This is a genomic window from Archangium sp. (assembly GCF_036388035.1).
GTDB lineage: Bacteria > Myxococcota > Myxococcia > Myxococcales > Myxococcaceae > Archangium.
This window is the reverse complement of the sequence record NZ_DASVSO010000527.1, coordinates 1-15,279: the sequence shown is the minus strand read 5'-3', so window position 1 is coordinate 15,279 and position 15,279 is coordinate 1. Positions and strand designations below refer to the sequence as shown.

Here is a 15,279-nt window from a genome sequence, read left to right as displayed (position 1 = left end):
GCGTTCGGCATCATCTTCTTCCAGCTGCTCACCGGGCAGCTCCCCTTCACGGCCCGGGTCGCCGCGGAGTACCTCGTCCACCACCTGGAGCACGCGCCGCCCTCGCCCCTCACGCTGCGGCCAGAGCTGCCCCCCGCGCTCGCGCAACTCGTGCTGAAGCTGCTGGAGAAGGCTCCGCAGGCGCGCCCCTCGGCGGAGCAGGTGCGGGCCGAACTCCAGGAGATCTCCAGCGCGCTCCCGCTGTCGAACGGAGCGGGCCCCTCCCGTGAGATGCGCAGCCTCGCCTTGCCTGGCGCGGAACCGGCGCGGCCCTCGCCTCAGCAGGGGACACCGGTGGTGAGCGCGGGCTCGCCCGGCATGTCACGCGCCCGCACCGTCCGGATGGTGGGAGTGGCCGCCGGGTTGGTGCTGCTCACGTCGGGCGTGGCGACGTTGATGCTGCGCCGTTCGGCCCCGGAGCCGGTGGCCGCCTCCGCGGCCGTTCCCATGGCCGAGACTCCGGCCCCCGAGCCCGCCGCCAACCCCAGCCCCCCACCGGTTGTCACGCAGGCGGTGGTGGCCGCGACCCCCATCGAGAATGTCGCCCCTCCGAGCGCGAGCGGCCCGTCCCGGGTCGGCACCGAGCGCAAGTCGCCCCTGCTGGCGCGCATCGAGCGGCTGGAGCGGAAGCTGCGCGCGAGCTCGCTGCCCGCGGACGAGAAGCAGAGCGCGCGCGATCTGCTGAAGAAGGTCCGCGGCAGGGCCGCGAGCGCGTCGACCTCCGAGGAGCGCAAGCAGGTGCAGCGCAACCTCGACATCTGGGAGCGCCAGTACCTGGGCAACTGACGTCCTCGCCTCGGGACGCGGCGTATGCCAGCATGCGCCCCCATGTTTTCCCTGGTGTTGGCGTTGCTCGTCGCGCAGACCCCCGCCCCGGCGGGTGAGACCGAGGTGAAGGGGCTGGTGGTGATGGTCTCCCGCAACGAGGGCCTCACGCCCATCGAGGCCGTCACCCTGGCGGATCGGCTCTCCAAGGCCCTGCAAAACGCGAGGATGCCGGTGACGATGGACCCGGTCGAGGCCATCACCCAGCTCGGGACGCAGCGCTCCCCGGAGGACTGCCAGGGCAAGCCCGAGTGCTTCGCGCAGCTGGGACGTCACCTCGGTGTGGCGGCGGTGGTGACCATCGACTCGAGCAAGGTCTTCGATGACCTGCCCATGCGCATCTCGCTGATAGAGACGCGCGAGGGCCGTGTCCTCTTCAAACGGAGCTACACCGTGTCCGCCCTGCGGCCCACGGAGCTGGACTCGGCCTTCCAGAGCGCCAGCCAGGAGCTCAAGATGGCCGGCACGGGCGTCCCAGGCCTCGAGGAGCTGACGGACACGCCCCGGGCCTCGTCCGGGGCGAAGCTGTCCCCCTCGTCCGTTCCCGGCGGGAACGCGCTCACCCAGCCCATGCCGGTACCCGTGACCGTCACCCGGGTAGGGGCCGGGGTGGCCGGGGCGGCCGCCGTCACCTTCCTGGTGCTGGGGTGGGTGCAGGCCTCGCGGCTCCAGGACGAGCGGGTGCCGGGAGTCTCCGCCTGGACCTACGAGCAGGCGAAGGCGCTCCGGAGCAGCGCCAACACCCGGTTCGCGCTCTCGGGCGTCTTCGCCGGAGTGTCTGGCGCGCTGCTCGTCACCAGCTTCGTGCTGCCCACGGAGCCGGCCGCGGCGAAGTAGGCGCAGCGCGGCCAGAAGGCAACCCTCACGGCTGAAGCCATCGTCTGAACCAGGCTTCTCCACTCACCAGGGTAATCCCCAACAGCACCAGCACGGCGCCCCCGACGAAGTTCCAGGACAAGGGCTCATCGAGAATCACCACCCCCAGGGTGACGCCGAACAGCGGGGTCATGAAGGAAAACACCGCCAGGTTCGAAGCCAGATAACGGCGGAGCAGCCAGAACCAGGCGAGGTAGCTGATGAAGGACACCACCACGCCCTGGAACAGCACGCTGCCAACCGCCAGCGGAGTCAGCTCGACCCGGCGCACCTGACCGTTCGCGACAGCGAGCAACAGCAACAGCACGAAGGCGGCCGCGAGCTGGTAGAACAAGGTCAGGCTCGCGGGGGCCTCCGACAGCTTCGAAGCACGTATCACCACGGTGGTGGCACCCCAGGCCATACCCGCCAGGAGCCCCAGGGCATCGCCCAGCAGCATTCGCGAATCCATCTCGGCCAGGGAGATGCCGCCACCGAAAGCCACCGCGATGCCGACAAAACACAGGCCGATCCCCAGCCATTGCAGACGGCGCAGGCGCTCGCCCGGCAACAGCAGGTGCAACCCCAGGGCGGAAAAGATGGGCGAGGTGTAGAGGAACACCGCGATATGCCCGGCCGTGGTGTACTCCAGACCCACGGCGATCAGCAGGAACTCCAGGGAGAACAGCGCCCCGGCCAAGAGGCCCGCGGGCACGGTGCCCTGACGGAGTCCCTCCCAGCCGCCTTTCCAGCACATCAACAGGGCGACCAGCAGCGCGGCGATTCCCGAGCGCGTGGAGGCCTGCATGATCGGCGCGATGTCCGGGGCCGCCAGTTTGATCGCCACCTGCTGCAAGCCCCAGCTCGCGCAGAGGATGAGCATCAGCTGAAAGGAGAAAGCATCGGTACCCCTCCGCTCGCTCAAGACTTTGCTCCCGTTCGCTCCATGGACGTCTCTAGGCGAGTGAGACCGGGAGCTTCTTCGGCCCGCGCATGAGGATGCCCGTGCGCCACTTCAGCGACTCCGCTGGCTTTGACAGGCGCAGCTGGGGGAACCGGTTCACCAGCGTCTGGATGGCGATCCGCCCCTCGAGTCGCGCGAGCGGCGCCCCCAGGCAATAGTGGATCCCCATCCCGAAGGACACATGTTTGTTGGGCTCGCGGCCCAGGTCGAGCGTGTTCGGATCCTCGAAGTGGCGCTCGTCGCGGTTGGCGGAGGCGAGGACGGCGAAGACCAGGTCCCCGCGTGGAATCGTCACCCCACTCACGGAGATGTCCTCGCGCGCGAAGCGCTCGGTGGAGATCTCCACCGGGCTCGCGTAGCGCAGCAGCTCCTCGACCGCCGGCTCGATGAGGCCGGGGTCCTTCCGCAGTCGCTCCAACTGCTCGGGGTGTTGGAGGAGGGCGAGTGTGCCGCCGGCGATCAGGTTCACCGTGGTCTCGTGCCCGGCCACGAGCAGGAGGAACACCATGCTGACCAGCTCGTCCGGCGTCAGCGTGTCGCCCGCCTCCTCCGCCTGGATGAGGGCCGTGAGCAGATCGTCCCCCGGGGACGAGCGCCGCTGCTCGACGAGCTTCCGCAGGTAGCGGGTGAACATCACGATGCTCGGGACGGAGAACAGCACGTCCCGCATGTTCGTATTCGAGGTGAGCCGGTTGGACCAGCGCTGGAACTTCCGGTAGTCGCCCGAGGGGACGCCCAGCATGTCGGCGATGATGGTCACCGGCACCACCAGCGCGTACTCCGCGACGAGGTCCATGGAGCCCTTGCGCTGGGCCTTGTCCAGCAGCCCGTCCGACAGGGTCTGGACGCGGGAGCGCAGCCGTTCGATCAACCGCGGCGTGAAGGCCTTGTGCACGAGCGCTCGGAGCCGGGTGTGATCCGGAGGATCCCGGCTGAGCATGTTCTGCGAGAGCGGCTCGAAGAGCTTCACGAACCAGGGCATCCGGGCCCGCTGCTCCGGGGTCATGTTGCCAATGCGATCCTTGCTGAGGCTCGCGTGCTTCAACACCCTGTTGACGTCGTCGTAGCGGGTCACCATCCAGCCCGTCTCGTTGGCGAAGCCCTTGATGCGGAAGACGGGCGCCTCCTCGCGCAAGCGCGCGTAGAACGGAAACGGGTTGGCCTTGAAGCGCTGCGAATTGAAATCGGGCGGCATGAGGGTTTGCATGAGGGTCCTCGCGCACGACGCTCTAACACGGTCCGGTCAGGCGCGTGTCAGGACAGGAGAGGCCGCAGCCACAGCATGAGCGGTAGCGAACTGCCCAGATAGCTGGAAGCGAGCAGTGCCCTGACGAGCGGTCGGCGCTGGGCGGTGCGGGGCCAACCCGGAAGGCCCGCCGGGACGAGCAGCAGCGGCAGTCCGAGCAGGACCCAGAGCAGCGCGGGCACGGCGGAGGGGGAGCCGCTGCGTTCGAGGTGCTCGAGCAGTCCCAGCGGATCCTCGCGCTGTCCCGACGGGGTGAGGCCCACGTGGCACCCGTCGGGCGTGAGCAGCGTGAGTCCCTGGCGCGAGGGCACGAGGTAGCCCAAGGGCAGGGTAGGGCAGCGGCCCTCGAGTCGGGCGACGGCGGCCGGCGCTCCGGTGCCTCCACCCACCCGCAGCGTGCCCTCCGTGTCGGCGACCGTGTGCCACCGCTGGCCCCGCCACTCATGGAGCACGCCCGAGCCCTGTTCCGGCAGGAAGCGGGGGAGGGGCACGAGTCGGGTGCCATCGGCCACCACGGGCGCGGGCAGGAGGCGCAGCCCGACCGGTAGCGGCTCGGCGGGGAGGATGCTGCCGTCCGGCTCGAGCCGATGGGTGGCCGGTGTACGCGGCGGCCTCAGACGCCCGGCCACGCGCAGGTCGAGCCCGGACAGCAACTGGAGGGGCTGTCCCTCCGCCTCGCCGACTCCGCTCTCCTCCACCTGTCGCAGGGCGCCTCCGTCCTCCACGAGGAAGCGCCAGCCCTGCCCCCAGCCCATTCGGAAGGCCGCATGCACGACGCATTCGGTGCGGTGCAGGCACATCTCCTCGCGGGTGACGGTGCGGGGGAGCTCCGTGTCCCCCACCTGGACGAGCACCGCGTCCGCGGCCTCCGCTCGGGTGTCCTCGCCTCGTGCCGGCGCGAGCGCCACCTCCAGCCGACTGCCCGACCAGCCCATGCCCAGCAGTCGACTCCCAGCCCCGCCCGGGAGCCGCTGCGGAGGCTCCTGCCAGCCCTTCGTCCCCGCCACGCCCGCCACGAGAACCTCGACCACCCCACCCGGCGTCGGCGTGCGCGTGCTGGCTCGATACACGATCCCCACGAGGCCGCCGGGCCCCGGAAGCAGGCCCTCGACACGATCGAGCGACAGGCGGTCGGGCAGGGGGGCCAGCAGGCGGGCCTCTCCTCGCGCTGGCTGGAGCAGGGCGAAGCCGCCTCCCGGAAGGTCGGGCGTGGCCGTGCAGGGGATCCACACCCGGCTGTCGTGGACCAGCAGGGGAAAGCGCGCGTCACGGCCGCAGCCCTGGGGCGCCGCCACGAGGGGTTGGCCCGCCGCGTCCCACCACCTCGACTGACGCACACCGGTGGGGTGCTGAGGCCAGAGGGTCACGACACCGGCTGCCACCACCCACACCGCGCAGGCGGTACCCAGGAGCAGCCAGGAGAGGAAGCGGAGAAAAGGCACCAGCCTGAGGACGTCCGAGCCGGGGCATCTCTTCCCGGGCGCGCGGTGCCGTCGGCCCCTGGAATCCGCCCTGGGCATGGAGGCCAACTTGAGCCCTCCCGAGGGGAAGGCGTCAGGAGCCAGTCGGTGGAAGGCAGTCCGCGCTGCCGCCCCGGTGGGCCGGTGACTAGGCCGCGTCGGCCACGTCCTTGGGCGTGGAGGTGACCTTGACCTTCCCGTCCTCGATGCGGATGTGGCGACCGTCGAAGGCGACCACGGTGAAGTGGTTCTTCTCGTTGTAGAGGATGCTCTGCTCGCGCAGGACGCCGAGCGCCACCTCCTCACCGAGGCGGACGGCCTGGGTGTAGTCGCTGCGCCAGTGGACGCCGGCCCCGTTACGGGCGATGGCGATGTTGCCCGCGAGCTTGTTGAGCTCGCCGTCCACGGTGAGCGCATCCGCGTCCGGACCGGTGTAGTCCACGAGCGACATGCCGTCCGCCGCGGGCACCTTGAGGGGGACGAGCGGGCTGCCATCGCGACGCTTCAGGTCCTTGATGCGCTGCTCGCCGCCCTTGAGCCAGGCCTTGATGACGGTGACGCACGCACCCGCCACGGTGCCGTGGCCGGTGCCGTACGCCGGGTGCATCGGACTGCCCTCGGGGAAGGCCTGCGGCAACAGCGACGAGCCGTACTTGCTCAGGATGCGCTGGTGCGCCTGCGAGTCCAGCAGTCGCTGGTTCACCGGGTAGTTGGACACCACCTTGCGTCGGGCGACGTCGATGCGGCCCCCCCACTCCTCGGGACGCAACCGGCGGTGGACGAACCACTTCTGGAACCAGACGGCCTTGAGCGCCCGGGTGGCCACCTCGGTGAGCAGCACGAGCAGGGCCGGGTCTCCGAAGACGCCGAAGCCCATCTGGTTCTTCGCGCTGATGTTGTCGCCCACGTACGGGTTGCCGTCGTCGAACTGGAGGTTGGCCGCCTGCAGCAGCAGGAGCGCCGCGTTGAAGTAGGCCTGGTGGAGCTGGTCCACGTGGACATAGCGCGCCAGGTCCCGCAGGCTGCGGATGTAGCGCTTGCCCACCACCGCCGGCTCGAGGAGCGTGTCATCCGGCAGGGTCGTGTTGGCGCCGTTCTGGACCTTCAGCCAGTCCGCGAACTTCGTCATGTAGTCGAGCCCCGGCGGCAGGGTGCGCTGGCGCGCGTCGATGGTCTGCGAGCCGAACGGCGTGTCGTGCAGCAGGAACTGCGAGAGGTAGGGGCCCTGGAGGTCGCCCTCGGTCAGGCCGCGGAAGACGGTGGCGGGGGTGATACTCTTCAAGCGCGGGCTGTCGAAGATGTCCTGCTTGTCCTTGTCGCGCCCCTCCTGGCGGAGCGCCCCGAGTTCCAGCGTGGCGGCCTTCACGCCCGGGTCCGAGTCGTAGGTGATGAAGGGCACGTCGCGCAGCAGCGCCATCCAGTACAGCTCCACCATCTCCCCGTCGTTCTTCCGGCTGTCGAGCTTCGGCACGGGGGCGATGGCGTGCGACCAGGCATCGCGGCCCTCTAGGTCGAAAGCCAGCCCCGTCTGTGGGGCGGTCCACTTGCGGCCCGCCTCCGGTGAGAGGGGAATTTGGGCGAAGTCCTTCTCCTTGCCGCTCTGGAGCGCGTCCCGAAGCTTCTCGTAGTCCGCGAGCTTCACCTCGCCCGTGGTGGCGTTGTGGTGCAACCCCTTGGTGAAGTTGGCCACGGGGAACTTGAGCTTCTGGAGGTACTCGTCCTCCTCGCCATTAGTCATCTGCTTGGGCAGGGACTCGGTCTGCGAGATGTCGGTGGCTTTCTCGCGAATCTCCTCGGCTTCCTCGCGGCGCTTCTTGGGGCTGAGGGGGGTGATGGCCTCTTTCATGTCAATCTCCCGGAAAGCCGGGCTCGAGGCATTCGAGCACCCGCCGTTTCCGCTGACGGGTTGATGGGCTTGCCGGGTTGTGTGAGATGCCACCGAGCATCTCGGCAGGAGGGCAGGCACACCGGGCTCACGGCCCCGCGTCGGGAGCCGCGCTCGGAGCGGCCATCACCTCGCGCAGCAGGGAGTCGTCCACCAGGCCCTTCAGGCGTGTTGGCGTGCAGGGAGAAGCCCTCCAGGAAGGCGCATCGGGGCTGCTTTCGGGGAGGGGGCCGCACGTCCACCTCCGTCCAGCGCAGCCGCCGCTGCAGGGAGTGCGCCTGGAGGCGGCAGGTTCGATTTCCGCCGCTCTGAGCCGAGCCCACCCCCAACTCGGGTCTTGTTGGAGCGTATTTGGGCCAAATCCAGACGACTCGTATCAGACGACTCGTATCACCCGATAGGATCCGGCGAGGGCGGGCCCCCGATGAAACCCGCCGGCGTCGTCAGGTAGCGCCAGGAGAAGGCGGACAGCACTCCGAACAGGATGAGCGCCGTTACCACCAGCGCGGCCCGCTGTCGCGCCGACGAGGTCAGGCGCGAGCGCAGGAGCGCTTCCGGCCCGACTTCCCCCAGCGGCAGCGAGACGACGAGCCAGACCAGTGAGGCCCCGAACCAGACGGTCGCGAATAAACCCAGCCGCTCCGCCTGGTTGAGCAAGGTGAATTTCGACAACACCCCGAGGCTCGTGAGCACGACCACCGCAGAAATCGTCGCCCCGATCAGCCGTATCCGTCCGAAGCCTCGGAGACGAGCGAACGCTTCCAGCGCGAGATCGAGCGTCGCTCCGAGCAGCAGGGGCGTCACCACAGCGGCGAAGGGCGACGGAAACGCGGAGAGCGCGCCGAACAACGTCGCATAGATCCACGGCGTGGCCAGCAGACCCAGCAGCAGTGCGCCGAGCCCCGCTGCCCCCGGATCCCTCCGCCGTCCGGCGATCATTGGGAGCGCCCAGCGAACACGCTGTAGCCGCTGATTGGGCCGTTGCAGCAGTGGGTGGCGGAGCCGAGCAGGTAATAATAGTCGCCGTGCTTGATGATGCTGGCGCCCTCGTAGCGGTTGGGCATGGTGACCTCCACCTGCGAGAATACATAAACATCTCTGGCCGGCTGCGTCATGTCCCTGTCTCCAAGTCCAATGACTGACGTGACACGTCAAGTCTGTATCACCGGCCGTCACATTTCTCTCGGGCCTCGTCAATCCAAGTGAAGGAAAACGAAGCTCCGAAAGAGAAATATCCATGATGAAGCTCCTGAGAACCAAGGCGAGCGCCGCCGCACTGGGCGTCAGCCTGCTCGGTGCCGTGGTCGCCAGTCCAGCCGCCCACGCCGCGCCCTTCGACCCGGCCATGGCTCAGGCGCCCACCCTCCAACCCAACCCCAAGAACGTCGACTACCCGGTGCCCACGGTCGGGTCGGTGTACTTCGTCTCGAGCTCGCCCACCGGTAACGGTAACGACGCCGCCGACGGGCGTTCAATCAACACGCCGTTCAAGACCCTGGGCCGAGCGCTGATCGTGGCCAAGGAGGGCCCCCGACCGGCCACCGTCGTCCTGCGGGGCGGTACCTACGAAGAAGGGGCCGAGGCCGCGGGCTCGACCGGCCCCTACACCATCAACTTCCCCGTCACGATTCAGCCCCATGGCCGCGAGAAGGTCTGGCTGAAGGGCAGTGTCAGGGTCACGGGCTGGTCCTCGGTCGGGACCAACCGCTGGCGCCGCACCGGGTGGACCACCCGCTTCTGCCAGCGACCGACCGACGGCCGTGGCGACAAGTTCTGCAAGCACCCGTCACTGAACAACCCGACCTACCCCATGGCCGGTGCCCAGGACATGGTGTTCCGCAATGATCAACCGCTGCGCCAGGTGGCGACCCTCGCCGAGGTGGGCCCCGGTCGGTTCTTCGTCGACACCGAGCTCGGACACCTCTACATCGGTGACTCGCCGACCGGTGCCAGGATCGACGCCTCGAATCGCGACCTGGCCCTGCACGTCTCGGGCTTTGGTCCGGGGACCGGCGGTAGCGGAACCGTCATCCAGGGGCTCGGGTTCAAGCACTACGCCTCCGAGGAGCAGACGGCGAAGCAGTCGACGGAGCGCCCTCCGAAGGGAGGTGTCGTGCTGCTCGACAACGTGTCGAACACGCGGGTGGAGAACAATACCCTCACGCAATCCGCTTCCACCGCCCTCACCGCGGTGAAGGCCACCGGCGCGGTGATCCGCGACAACGTGCTCGCGGAGAACGGCTTTGTCGGCGCCAACATCACCGGTACCGCTGGCGGGCTGACCTTCGAGGGCAACCGCGTCTTTCGTAACAACACCGAGGGGCTGCACGACACCCTGACCGGTGGCGAGGCCGAGAACGCCGCCGGGGTCAAGGTCACCTCCACTTCGCCGTTGACCGTTCGCGACAACATCTTCGACCACAACGACGGCAGCGGTTTCTGGTGTGACCTGGATTGTGCCGACGCCACCATCACCCGCAACGTCAGTCGCAACAACACCGGGAACGGCATCTTCTACGAGGTCTCGCAGCGGGCGATCATCGCCTCCAACGTGCTGACCGGCAACACCGAAGCCGGATTGTCCATCGGCGGGGCGGACGGGGTGCAGATCTACAACAACACGTTGTACGGCAACGCCGACACCCGAGCCGGTGAGCTGTTCGGCGCCGAGTTGGTCGTATTCGATCTGCAACGTTGCACCCAGACGGGGTGCGTCGAGCGGTGGCGGACCCGCGGCGTGGTGATCAAAAACAACCTCATCGGCGGTGCGGGTTCGAGGCGGCTGTTCAACTCCTCCACGGGCGTCGCGGACCTGGCAGCTCGGGTGCCCGCAGACACCTTCATCACCGCCATGGATCACAACGGCTACCACCGGTCGACCGTCGGCGGCCCGCCCACGCCGGCAACGTTCGCCGGATGGCTGCACCCCCGCGTGGCGGCCCAGGGTGGCCCCTTCCACGTCGACCACACCAGCCTGGCGTCGGTGCAGGCTTTCACCGCGACCGAAGATCACGGCCTGGCATTCGAGCAGGTGGCGGACCCCTTCTTCGTCAACGCGGCGGCCGGCGACTTCTCCTTGCTGGCCAGTAGCCCGGCCCGGGCAAGCGGGGACCCGCTGCCGGCCGCTGTGGCCGCCGCTGTCGGCGTGCCCGCCGCCCCGGCCCCCGTCGACCGGGGCGCGTTGGCGTGGCCGACGCTGCAACTGCGAGTACCGGCCTACGGGTCGACGGTCAGTGGCCCGGAAGCGGTCCTGGCCACCAGCGTGCCGGACCCAGCGAGGGTGACCCGTGTCGAGTACCACCTCAACCGGGTCGGCTCCACGACGACGACAAACGTGGGCTCGACGGGCAACCGAGGGTTCGGGTACGCCGTCGTCTGGAACTCGACCGCCGTGGCTGATGGCCCGTACGAGATCCGAGCCCATGTCGTCATGGTGGAGGGCACGACCCGCACGGTCGTCAAGAGCCCGCCCATCGTTGTCACGGTGCGCAACGGGTGACCGCCCGACGGCCCGCGCGGAGAGGGCACCCGAAGGGGCGAAAGGAGCTACACACCAAGGAAACACACACTGATGAAGTTCCTGAAAGCCAAGGCCAACACAGCCACACCGGGCATCAGTCCACCGAGCAAATCAACATGAACTGGAACATCAGGAAGCACGGTCGAATCGCACCAACAGCTGTACTCGCGCTTGCATCCTTCGCACTGCTGGCGGGATGCGGCAAGCTCCAGAAGGTGAGGGAGGCTATCGATGGGCCTTACCATAGGCTCGCAGCGGGTACGGGAGGCGTCTACCTGACGATCAAAGGCAACGCCACCAACTGCATGACCTCCTTCTACGATGGGTGTCGAAAAAACGGCGAGTCTTCGACGGCGTGCGCGCGAGTCCTTCTGGACCTTTCGCGTGGTAAAATCGAAGAAAGTCTGGAAGGCCGAGCGAAGGAGCTGTGGAACGGGCAGTACTCGGTCTATGGCTTCCACCCAAACATCGGCAAGGGCTTTCGCAGCGAGGAAGCGGGCGACCTGGCCACCGCCGTCCAAGATCTTCGTTCTCGCAACCATGAGTGCCTGCGCGTGCATTGGAAGCCGACCGGCACCAACTGGACCACGCAGGATGGAAGCGCCACGGAATGCAGTCCTGGGGCATTGGTGCTTGACGACAAAGATAAGCCCATCAGTTGCCCCGCCGCCTGAGCCACACAACCCGCGGTTTCTTCAATCGCATGCGCACCAGCACCTGGGCCGCCGCCGAACAACCACCGAGGCCCGAGATGAAGCAAGCCCGGCGACCCCATGAGGATCGCCGGGCTCGTCGTTCACCGGGTGCTGCTCGCCGCCGTTACAGCCGCGCGGTCAGCGACAGCATGAGGCGCCGCGGGAGCACCGGACGGGCCAGGAAGATGTCCGGCACGGCTCCGAGCGACTCGTCCACGCGCGGGTTGCCCTCGGTGAGGCCAATGCTGTTGAGCGCGTTGAAGAGCTGCAGGTCCAGGGTGAAGTTCTCATACGTGTACCCGGCCCGGGCGTTGAACTGACTGAAGCCGAGCAGGTCCACCGTGTTGGCGTTGTTCGAGAACCGGTGCCCCACGTAGCTCCAGTTGAGGCCGACGGTGGCGTTGCCGAACATGAAGGTGCCCGTCAGATCGCCGATGACCTGGGGGATCCGGCGGATGCGGTTGCCGGAGAAGTCCTCCTCGCCCTCGATGAACTCCGTGTAGCGCGGATCCTGCACCGTCAGCATGCCCTGCGCGCGGAAGAACCGGACCGGCTGCACCGCGGCCTCCAGCTCCAGGCCCAGCGTCCGCGCCTTGCCCGCGTACGCGGTGACGAAGCTCGTGGCCCCCGTCTCCGGATCCACCCGGGCGTCCTGGCTGGGGAAGTTCTCGATCTGCATCCAGTAGGCCACGGCCGCCAGGGCGTACCAGGGCCCGCCCAGCTTGAGGCCCGCCTCGTTCTGCCACAGCGTCTCCGGCGTCCGCGGGAACGTCTCGTCATTCGGATTCGTGGCGGTGAGGTACTGGTCGAGCAGCGGCATCTTGTAGCCGCGGCTGCTGCGGGCATAGGCCGAGGCCGCGTCCGAGAGGGCGTAGTTCACGCCGCCCGAGAGCGCCCAGTCGGTGAGCGACACGTTCACGCGCTGGAACCTGCCCGTCCCGAAAAACGCGGCGTCATCCGCGCCGGTGGTGGGGTCTCCCAGGTTGAACGCCGCCGTCCGCTCCACGATCTGCTGGTACGTGTTGCGCTCGACGCGGCCGGCCAGGTCGATGCGGAGCTTCTCGCCGAGCTTGACCTCATCCCCCAGGAAGGCCGCCGCGAGGGTCGCGTCGCCCGAGCCGTTGGTGTAGTTGCTCAGATAGCGGCGGAAGCCATTCTGGGTGACGCCGCGCACCACGTTGCCTTCGTTATCGAGCACCTGGAGATCCAGGAAGCGCGGGCGGTTGCGCACGTCGGTGACGATGTCGTTGAAGTACCAGCGGTTGTCCGCCGTGTAGTAGCCGAGGTAGAGGCCACCGGAGAGCGTGTGCTCGGTGGGGCCCAGCGAGCCGTACTTGATGAACCGAAGCTGGTTGGACACGTTGCTCATGGGCTTGTTCACCAGCCACTGGCCGCCCAGGTTCACGAGGTTGTTCTGCGTGGCGCACCCGGGGGTGCCGAACTCCGGGGCATCGGGCACGTTGGAGCAGGTGAGCCGGTAGGGCGTGTCGTCGCCCACGATGGACCGGGCCCACGCATCCGCATCCCGCAGCTCGAACGGCAGCATCGCGTTCCAGCTGTGATCCATCTGCATCGCCCGGAGGTTGTTCTGCACCTCCCACCGTCCCTCGGGGAAGTAGACGCGGAGCTCGGCCATGGCGGAGCCGCCAATCTGCTGCTGGCCGTTGTCCAGCGGGAGGTTGAGCAGGCCCGCCCCGCGAGGCAGTGGCACCTGGGCGTTCACGCCCTCGGGCGAGGTCAGCGTGCCATCCACCGGGAAGCCCTCCACGAAGTCGTAGTCCGTCAGCCGGCCGTTCCCACCAAACCGGCCCCGGAGGGGCAGCGGGAGGTAGAAGGTGTTGCGGTCGTTGAGGTACTTGAACGTCACGCGCGCGTGCCCGTTCAGCTTGTCCGTATTGAAGGAGCGCAGGAGGCTGCCCTTGAACTGGCCGCCGGTGGACGCCGGGAAGCCCGGGTTCCGCAGGCCATTGTCGAAGCGGTAGAAGCCGCCGACGGAGAAGCGCCAGTCATCTCCCATGGGGCCGTTGAGGTTGGCGTCGAGGCGGTAGAGCCCCGCGGTGGCCGTGGAGGCCCGGAGCGTCCCGGCCAGCTTGTCGCCTCCCGTCTTGTTGATGAAGTTGACGACGCCGCCGGGCGCGTTGCTGCCGTACAGGGCCGAGGTGCCGCCGCGCACCGCCTCCATGCGCTCGATGTTCTCGTCCACGCGCAGGAAGATGTCGTTGTTGACGAAGAAGAGCTCCGTCGAGTCGAAGACGGGCATTCCGTCCTCCATCAGCGCCACGTAGCGGTAGGAGCCATCCGCCGGCAGGCCGCGGACGAACAGGTTGCCGCCGACCTCACCGCCCGAGCTCTCCACGTAGAAGCCGGGGACGATCCGCATCAGGTCCGCGGTGTTGCGCGGCATGCGGGCCTTGATCTCCTCCTCATTGAGGGTCGAGACGGCCGTGCTGGAGCGGATCTTCCGGTCCGGCGTCTGCGCCGTCACGACGATCTCCTCCACCGCCAGGAGATCCAGCTCGAGCGCGAAGTTGGCCTGGGCGGGGGCATCCGCGCTCACCGTCACCTTCCGGCTCTGGCTCATGAAGCCCTCACCCCGCACCTCCAGGGTGCGCTCACCCGGAGTCAGGCCCGTGAGGGTGTAGTTGCCCTTGATGTCGGTCTGGACACTCTGCTTCGTGCCCCTCACCGCCACGGTGACACCCCACAGTGGGTCTCCATAGGCCGCGGTGACCTGCCCCTGCACCGTCCCGCCCTGTCCCTGCTCCTGCACCGGCGCGGCCGGCTCCTGGGCCCATGCCGCCTGTCCGGGGACGAGCAGGAGGGGGAGGGACATGCACAGCACCAGGGCCCGCTGCCACACGGCTTGGGGAATGCTTTCGAACCTGCTCGACGTCATCAACGGAGTGCCTCCTGTCTAGAGGAGGAGCGGGCATCCCCCCGAAGCCGCGCTCCTCGGTGTCGGACGAAACTAGCACTCCCCGTCGCAGGGGGGGCTCCTGTTCGCGGTGGCTCCTGGCCCAACTGTGGCGCAACCCTCCGTTCTGCTAAGCCGCGCCCCATGAGCGCGATACACACGCCCCCTGCGCCGCTGCCGTCCTTCCCCTACGACGCTCCTGTCCCGCCGGCCTCCGTCGGGGTGGACGCGGAGCGGCTCGCGCGGGCGGTGGACCTCTTCCGCGCGCAGCAGGCGCGGGGCCTCTTCCCCGGGGGCCAGCTCGCGGTGCGTCGGCGGGGGCACCTGGTGGCGAGCGTCGTGGTGGGGCTCGCGCGCGGGGCTCGGGGGGAGGAGGCGCCGGTGCCCGTCACGGCCACCACGCGCTTCAACATGCACTCGGCGAGCAAGCCGCTGGTGGGGCTGTGCATCGCCCGGCTCGAGGAGGCGGGCGCGGTGGCGCTGGACGCGCCCGTGGCGCGCTACGTCCCGGAGTTCGCGGCGAACGGCAAGGGCGCCATCACGCTCCTGGACGTGCTGACGCACCGGGGCGGCGTCCTCCTCCCGGGGCTCATCGCCTCGCCCGAGCGGTGGGCGGACCCGGAGGCGGTGCTCCGCGCCCTGGTGGAGGCCGTCCCGACCCACCCGAGAGGGACGCTGGCCTACCACCCCAACGAGTTCGGGTGGATCCTCGCGGAGGTGGTGCGGCGCGTGGTGGGCGAGCCGCTGGACGCCTTCTGCTCGCGCGAGCTGCTCGCGCCCGCGGGCCTCGGCGAGATGGCCTTCCGCGGACAGGCCGCGTGGCGGGGGCAGGTGGCGCGGACGTACTGGGTGGGCCGGCGCCCGCACCTCCTCAAT

General features: G+C 68.7%; 11 protein-coding genes and 1 pseudogene. 5 read left to right on the top strand and 7 right to left on the bottom strand.

Annotation, left to right across the window (positions count from 1 at the left end; translation table 11 throughout):
• Positions 1 to 825 (top strand): annotated as a pseudogene (locus tag VF697_RS21315) (hypothetical protein); the annotation flags it as partial.
• A 42-nt stretch (positions 826 to 867) separates the two neighbouring features.
• Positions 868 to 1,701: a hypothetical protein gene (locus tag VF697_RS21310; RefSeq protein ID WP_331097788.1), complete on the top strand. Its 834-nt coding sequence runs from the start codon at positions 868 to 870 to the stop codon at positions 1,699 to 1,701.
• 25 nt (positions 1,702 to 1,726) lie between these two features.
• Here VF697_RS21310 and VF697_RS21305 read toward each other — a convergent pair whose 3' ends face one another.
• The 6 genes from VF697_RS21305 to VF697_RS21280 form a co-directional block, all read right to left on the bottom strand.
• Complete coding sequence (locus VF697_RS21305; RefSeq protein ID WP_331097786.1) at positions 1,727 to 2,644, bottom strand: DMT family transporter; 918 nt, start codon at positions 2,642 to 2,644, stop codon at positions 1,727 to 1,729.
• A 31-nt stretch (positions 2,645 to 2,675) separates the two neighbouring features.
• Complete coding sequence (locus VF697_RS21300; protein ID WP_331097784.1) at positions 2,676 to 3,890, bottom strand: cytochrome P450; 1,215 nt, start codon at positions 3,888 to 3,890, stop codon at positions 2,676 to 2,678.
• A gap of 47 nt (positions 3,891 to 3,937) precedes the next feature.
• Complete coding sequence (locus tag VF697_RS21295; protein ID WP_331097782.1) at positions 3,938 to 5,296, bottom strand: hypothetical protein; 1,359 nt, start codon at positions 5,294 to 5,296, stop codon at positions 3,938 to 3,940.
• 241 nt (positions 5,297 to 5,537) lie between these two features.
• Complete coding sequence (locus tag VF697_RS21290) at positions 5,538 to 7,235, bottom strand: vanadium-dependent haloperoxidase (protein ID WP_331097780.1); 1,698 nt, start codon at positions 7,233 to 7,235, stop codon at positions 5,538 to 5,540.
• Between the two features lie 429 nt (positions 7,236 to 7,664).
• Positions 7,665 to 8,213: a hypothetical protein gene (locus VF697_RS21285; protein WP_331097778.1), complete on the bottom strand. Its 549-nt coding sequence runs from the start codon at positions 8,211 to 8,213 to the stop codon at positions 7,665 to 7,667.
• Positions 8,210 to 8,389 (bottom strand): hypothetical protein, encoded by a 180-nt coding sequence (locus tag VF697_RS21280; RefSeq protein ID WP_331097776.1) that lies wholly within the window; start codon positions 8,387 to 8,389, stop codon positions 8,210 to 8,212. Before VF697_RS21280 ends, VF697_RS21285 begins: the two co-directional genes overlap by 4 nt.
• Positions 8,390 to 8,511: 122 nt before the next feature.
• Between VF697_RS21280 and VF697_RS21275 the strand changes: the two genes are divergently transcribed.
• Positions 8,512 to 10,773 carry a right-handed parallel beta-helix repeat-containing protein gene (locus VF697_RS21275; protein WP_331097774.1) on the top strand — a complete coding sequence of 754 codons (2,262 nt, stop codon included), beginning with the start codon at positions 8,512 to 8,514 and terminating at the stop codon, positions 10,771 to 10,773.
• 137 nt (positions 10,774 to 10,910) lie between these two features.
• Positions 10,911 to 11,468: a hypothetical protein gene (locus VF697_RS21270; protein WP_331097772.1), complete on the top strand. Its 558-nt coding sequence runs from the start codon at positions 10,911 to 10,913 to the stop codon at positions 11,466 to 11,468.
• A 145-nt stretch (positions 11,469 to 11,613) separates the two neighbouring features.
• On the opposite strand, the gene VF697_RS21265 is transcribed toward VF697_RS21270, so the two are convergent.
• On the bottom strand, positions 11,614 to 14,322 hold the full coding sequence (locus VF697_RS21265; protein ID WP_331097770.1) for a TonB-dependent receptor: 2,709 nt from the start codon (positions 14,320 to 14,322) through the stop codon (positions 11,614 to 11,616).
• A gap of 225 nt (positions 14,323 to 14,547) precedes the next feature.
• On the opposite strand from VF697_RS21265, the gene VF697_RS21260 reads away from it, so the two are divergent.
• A partial coding sequence (locus VF697_RS21260) for a serine hydrolase domain-containing protein (RefSeq protein WP_331097768.1) occupies positions 14,548 to 15,279 on the top strand: 732 nt, incomplete at its 3' end.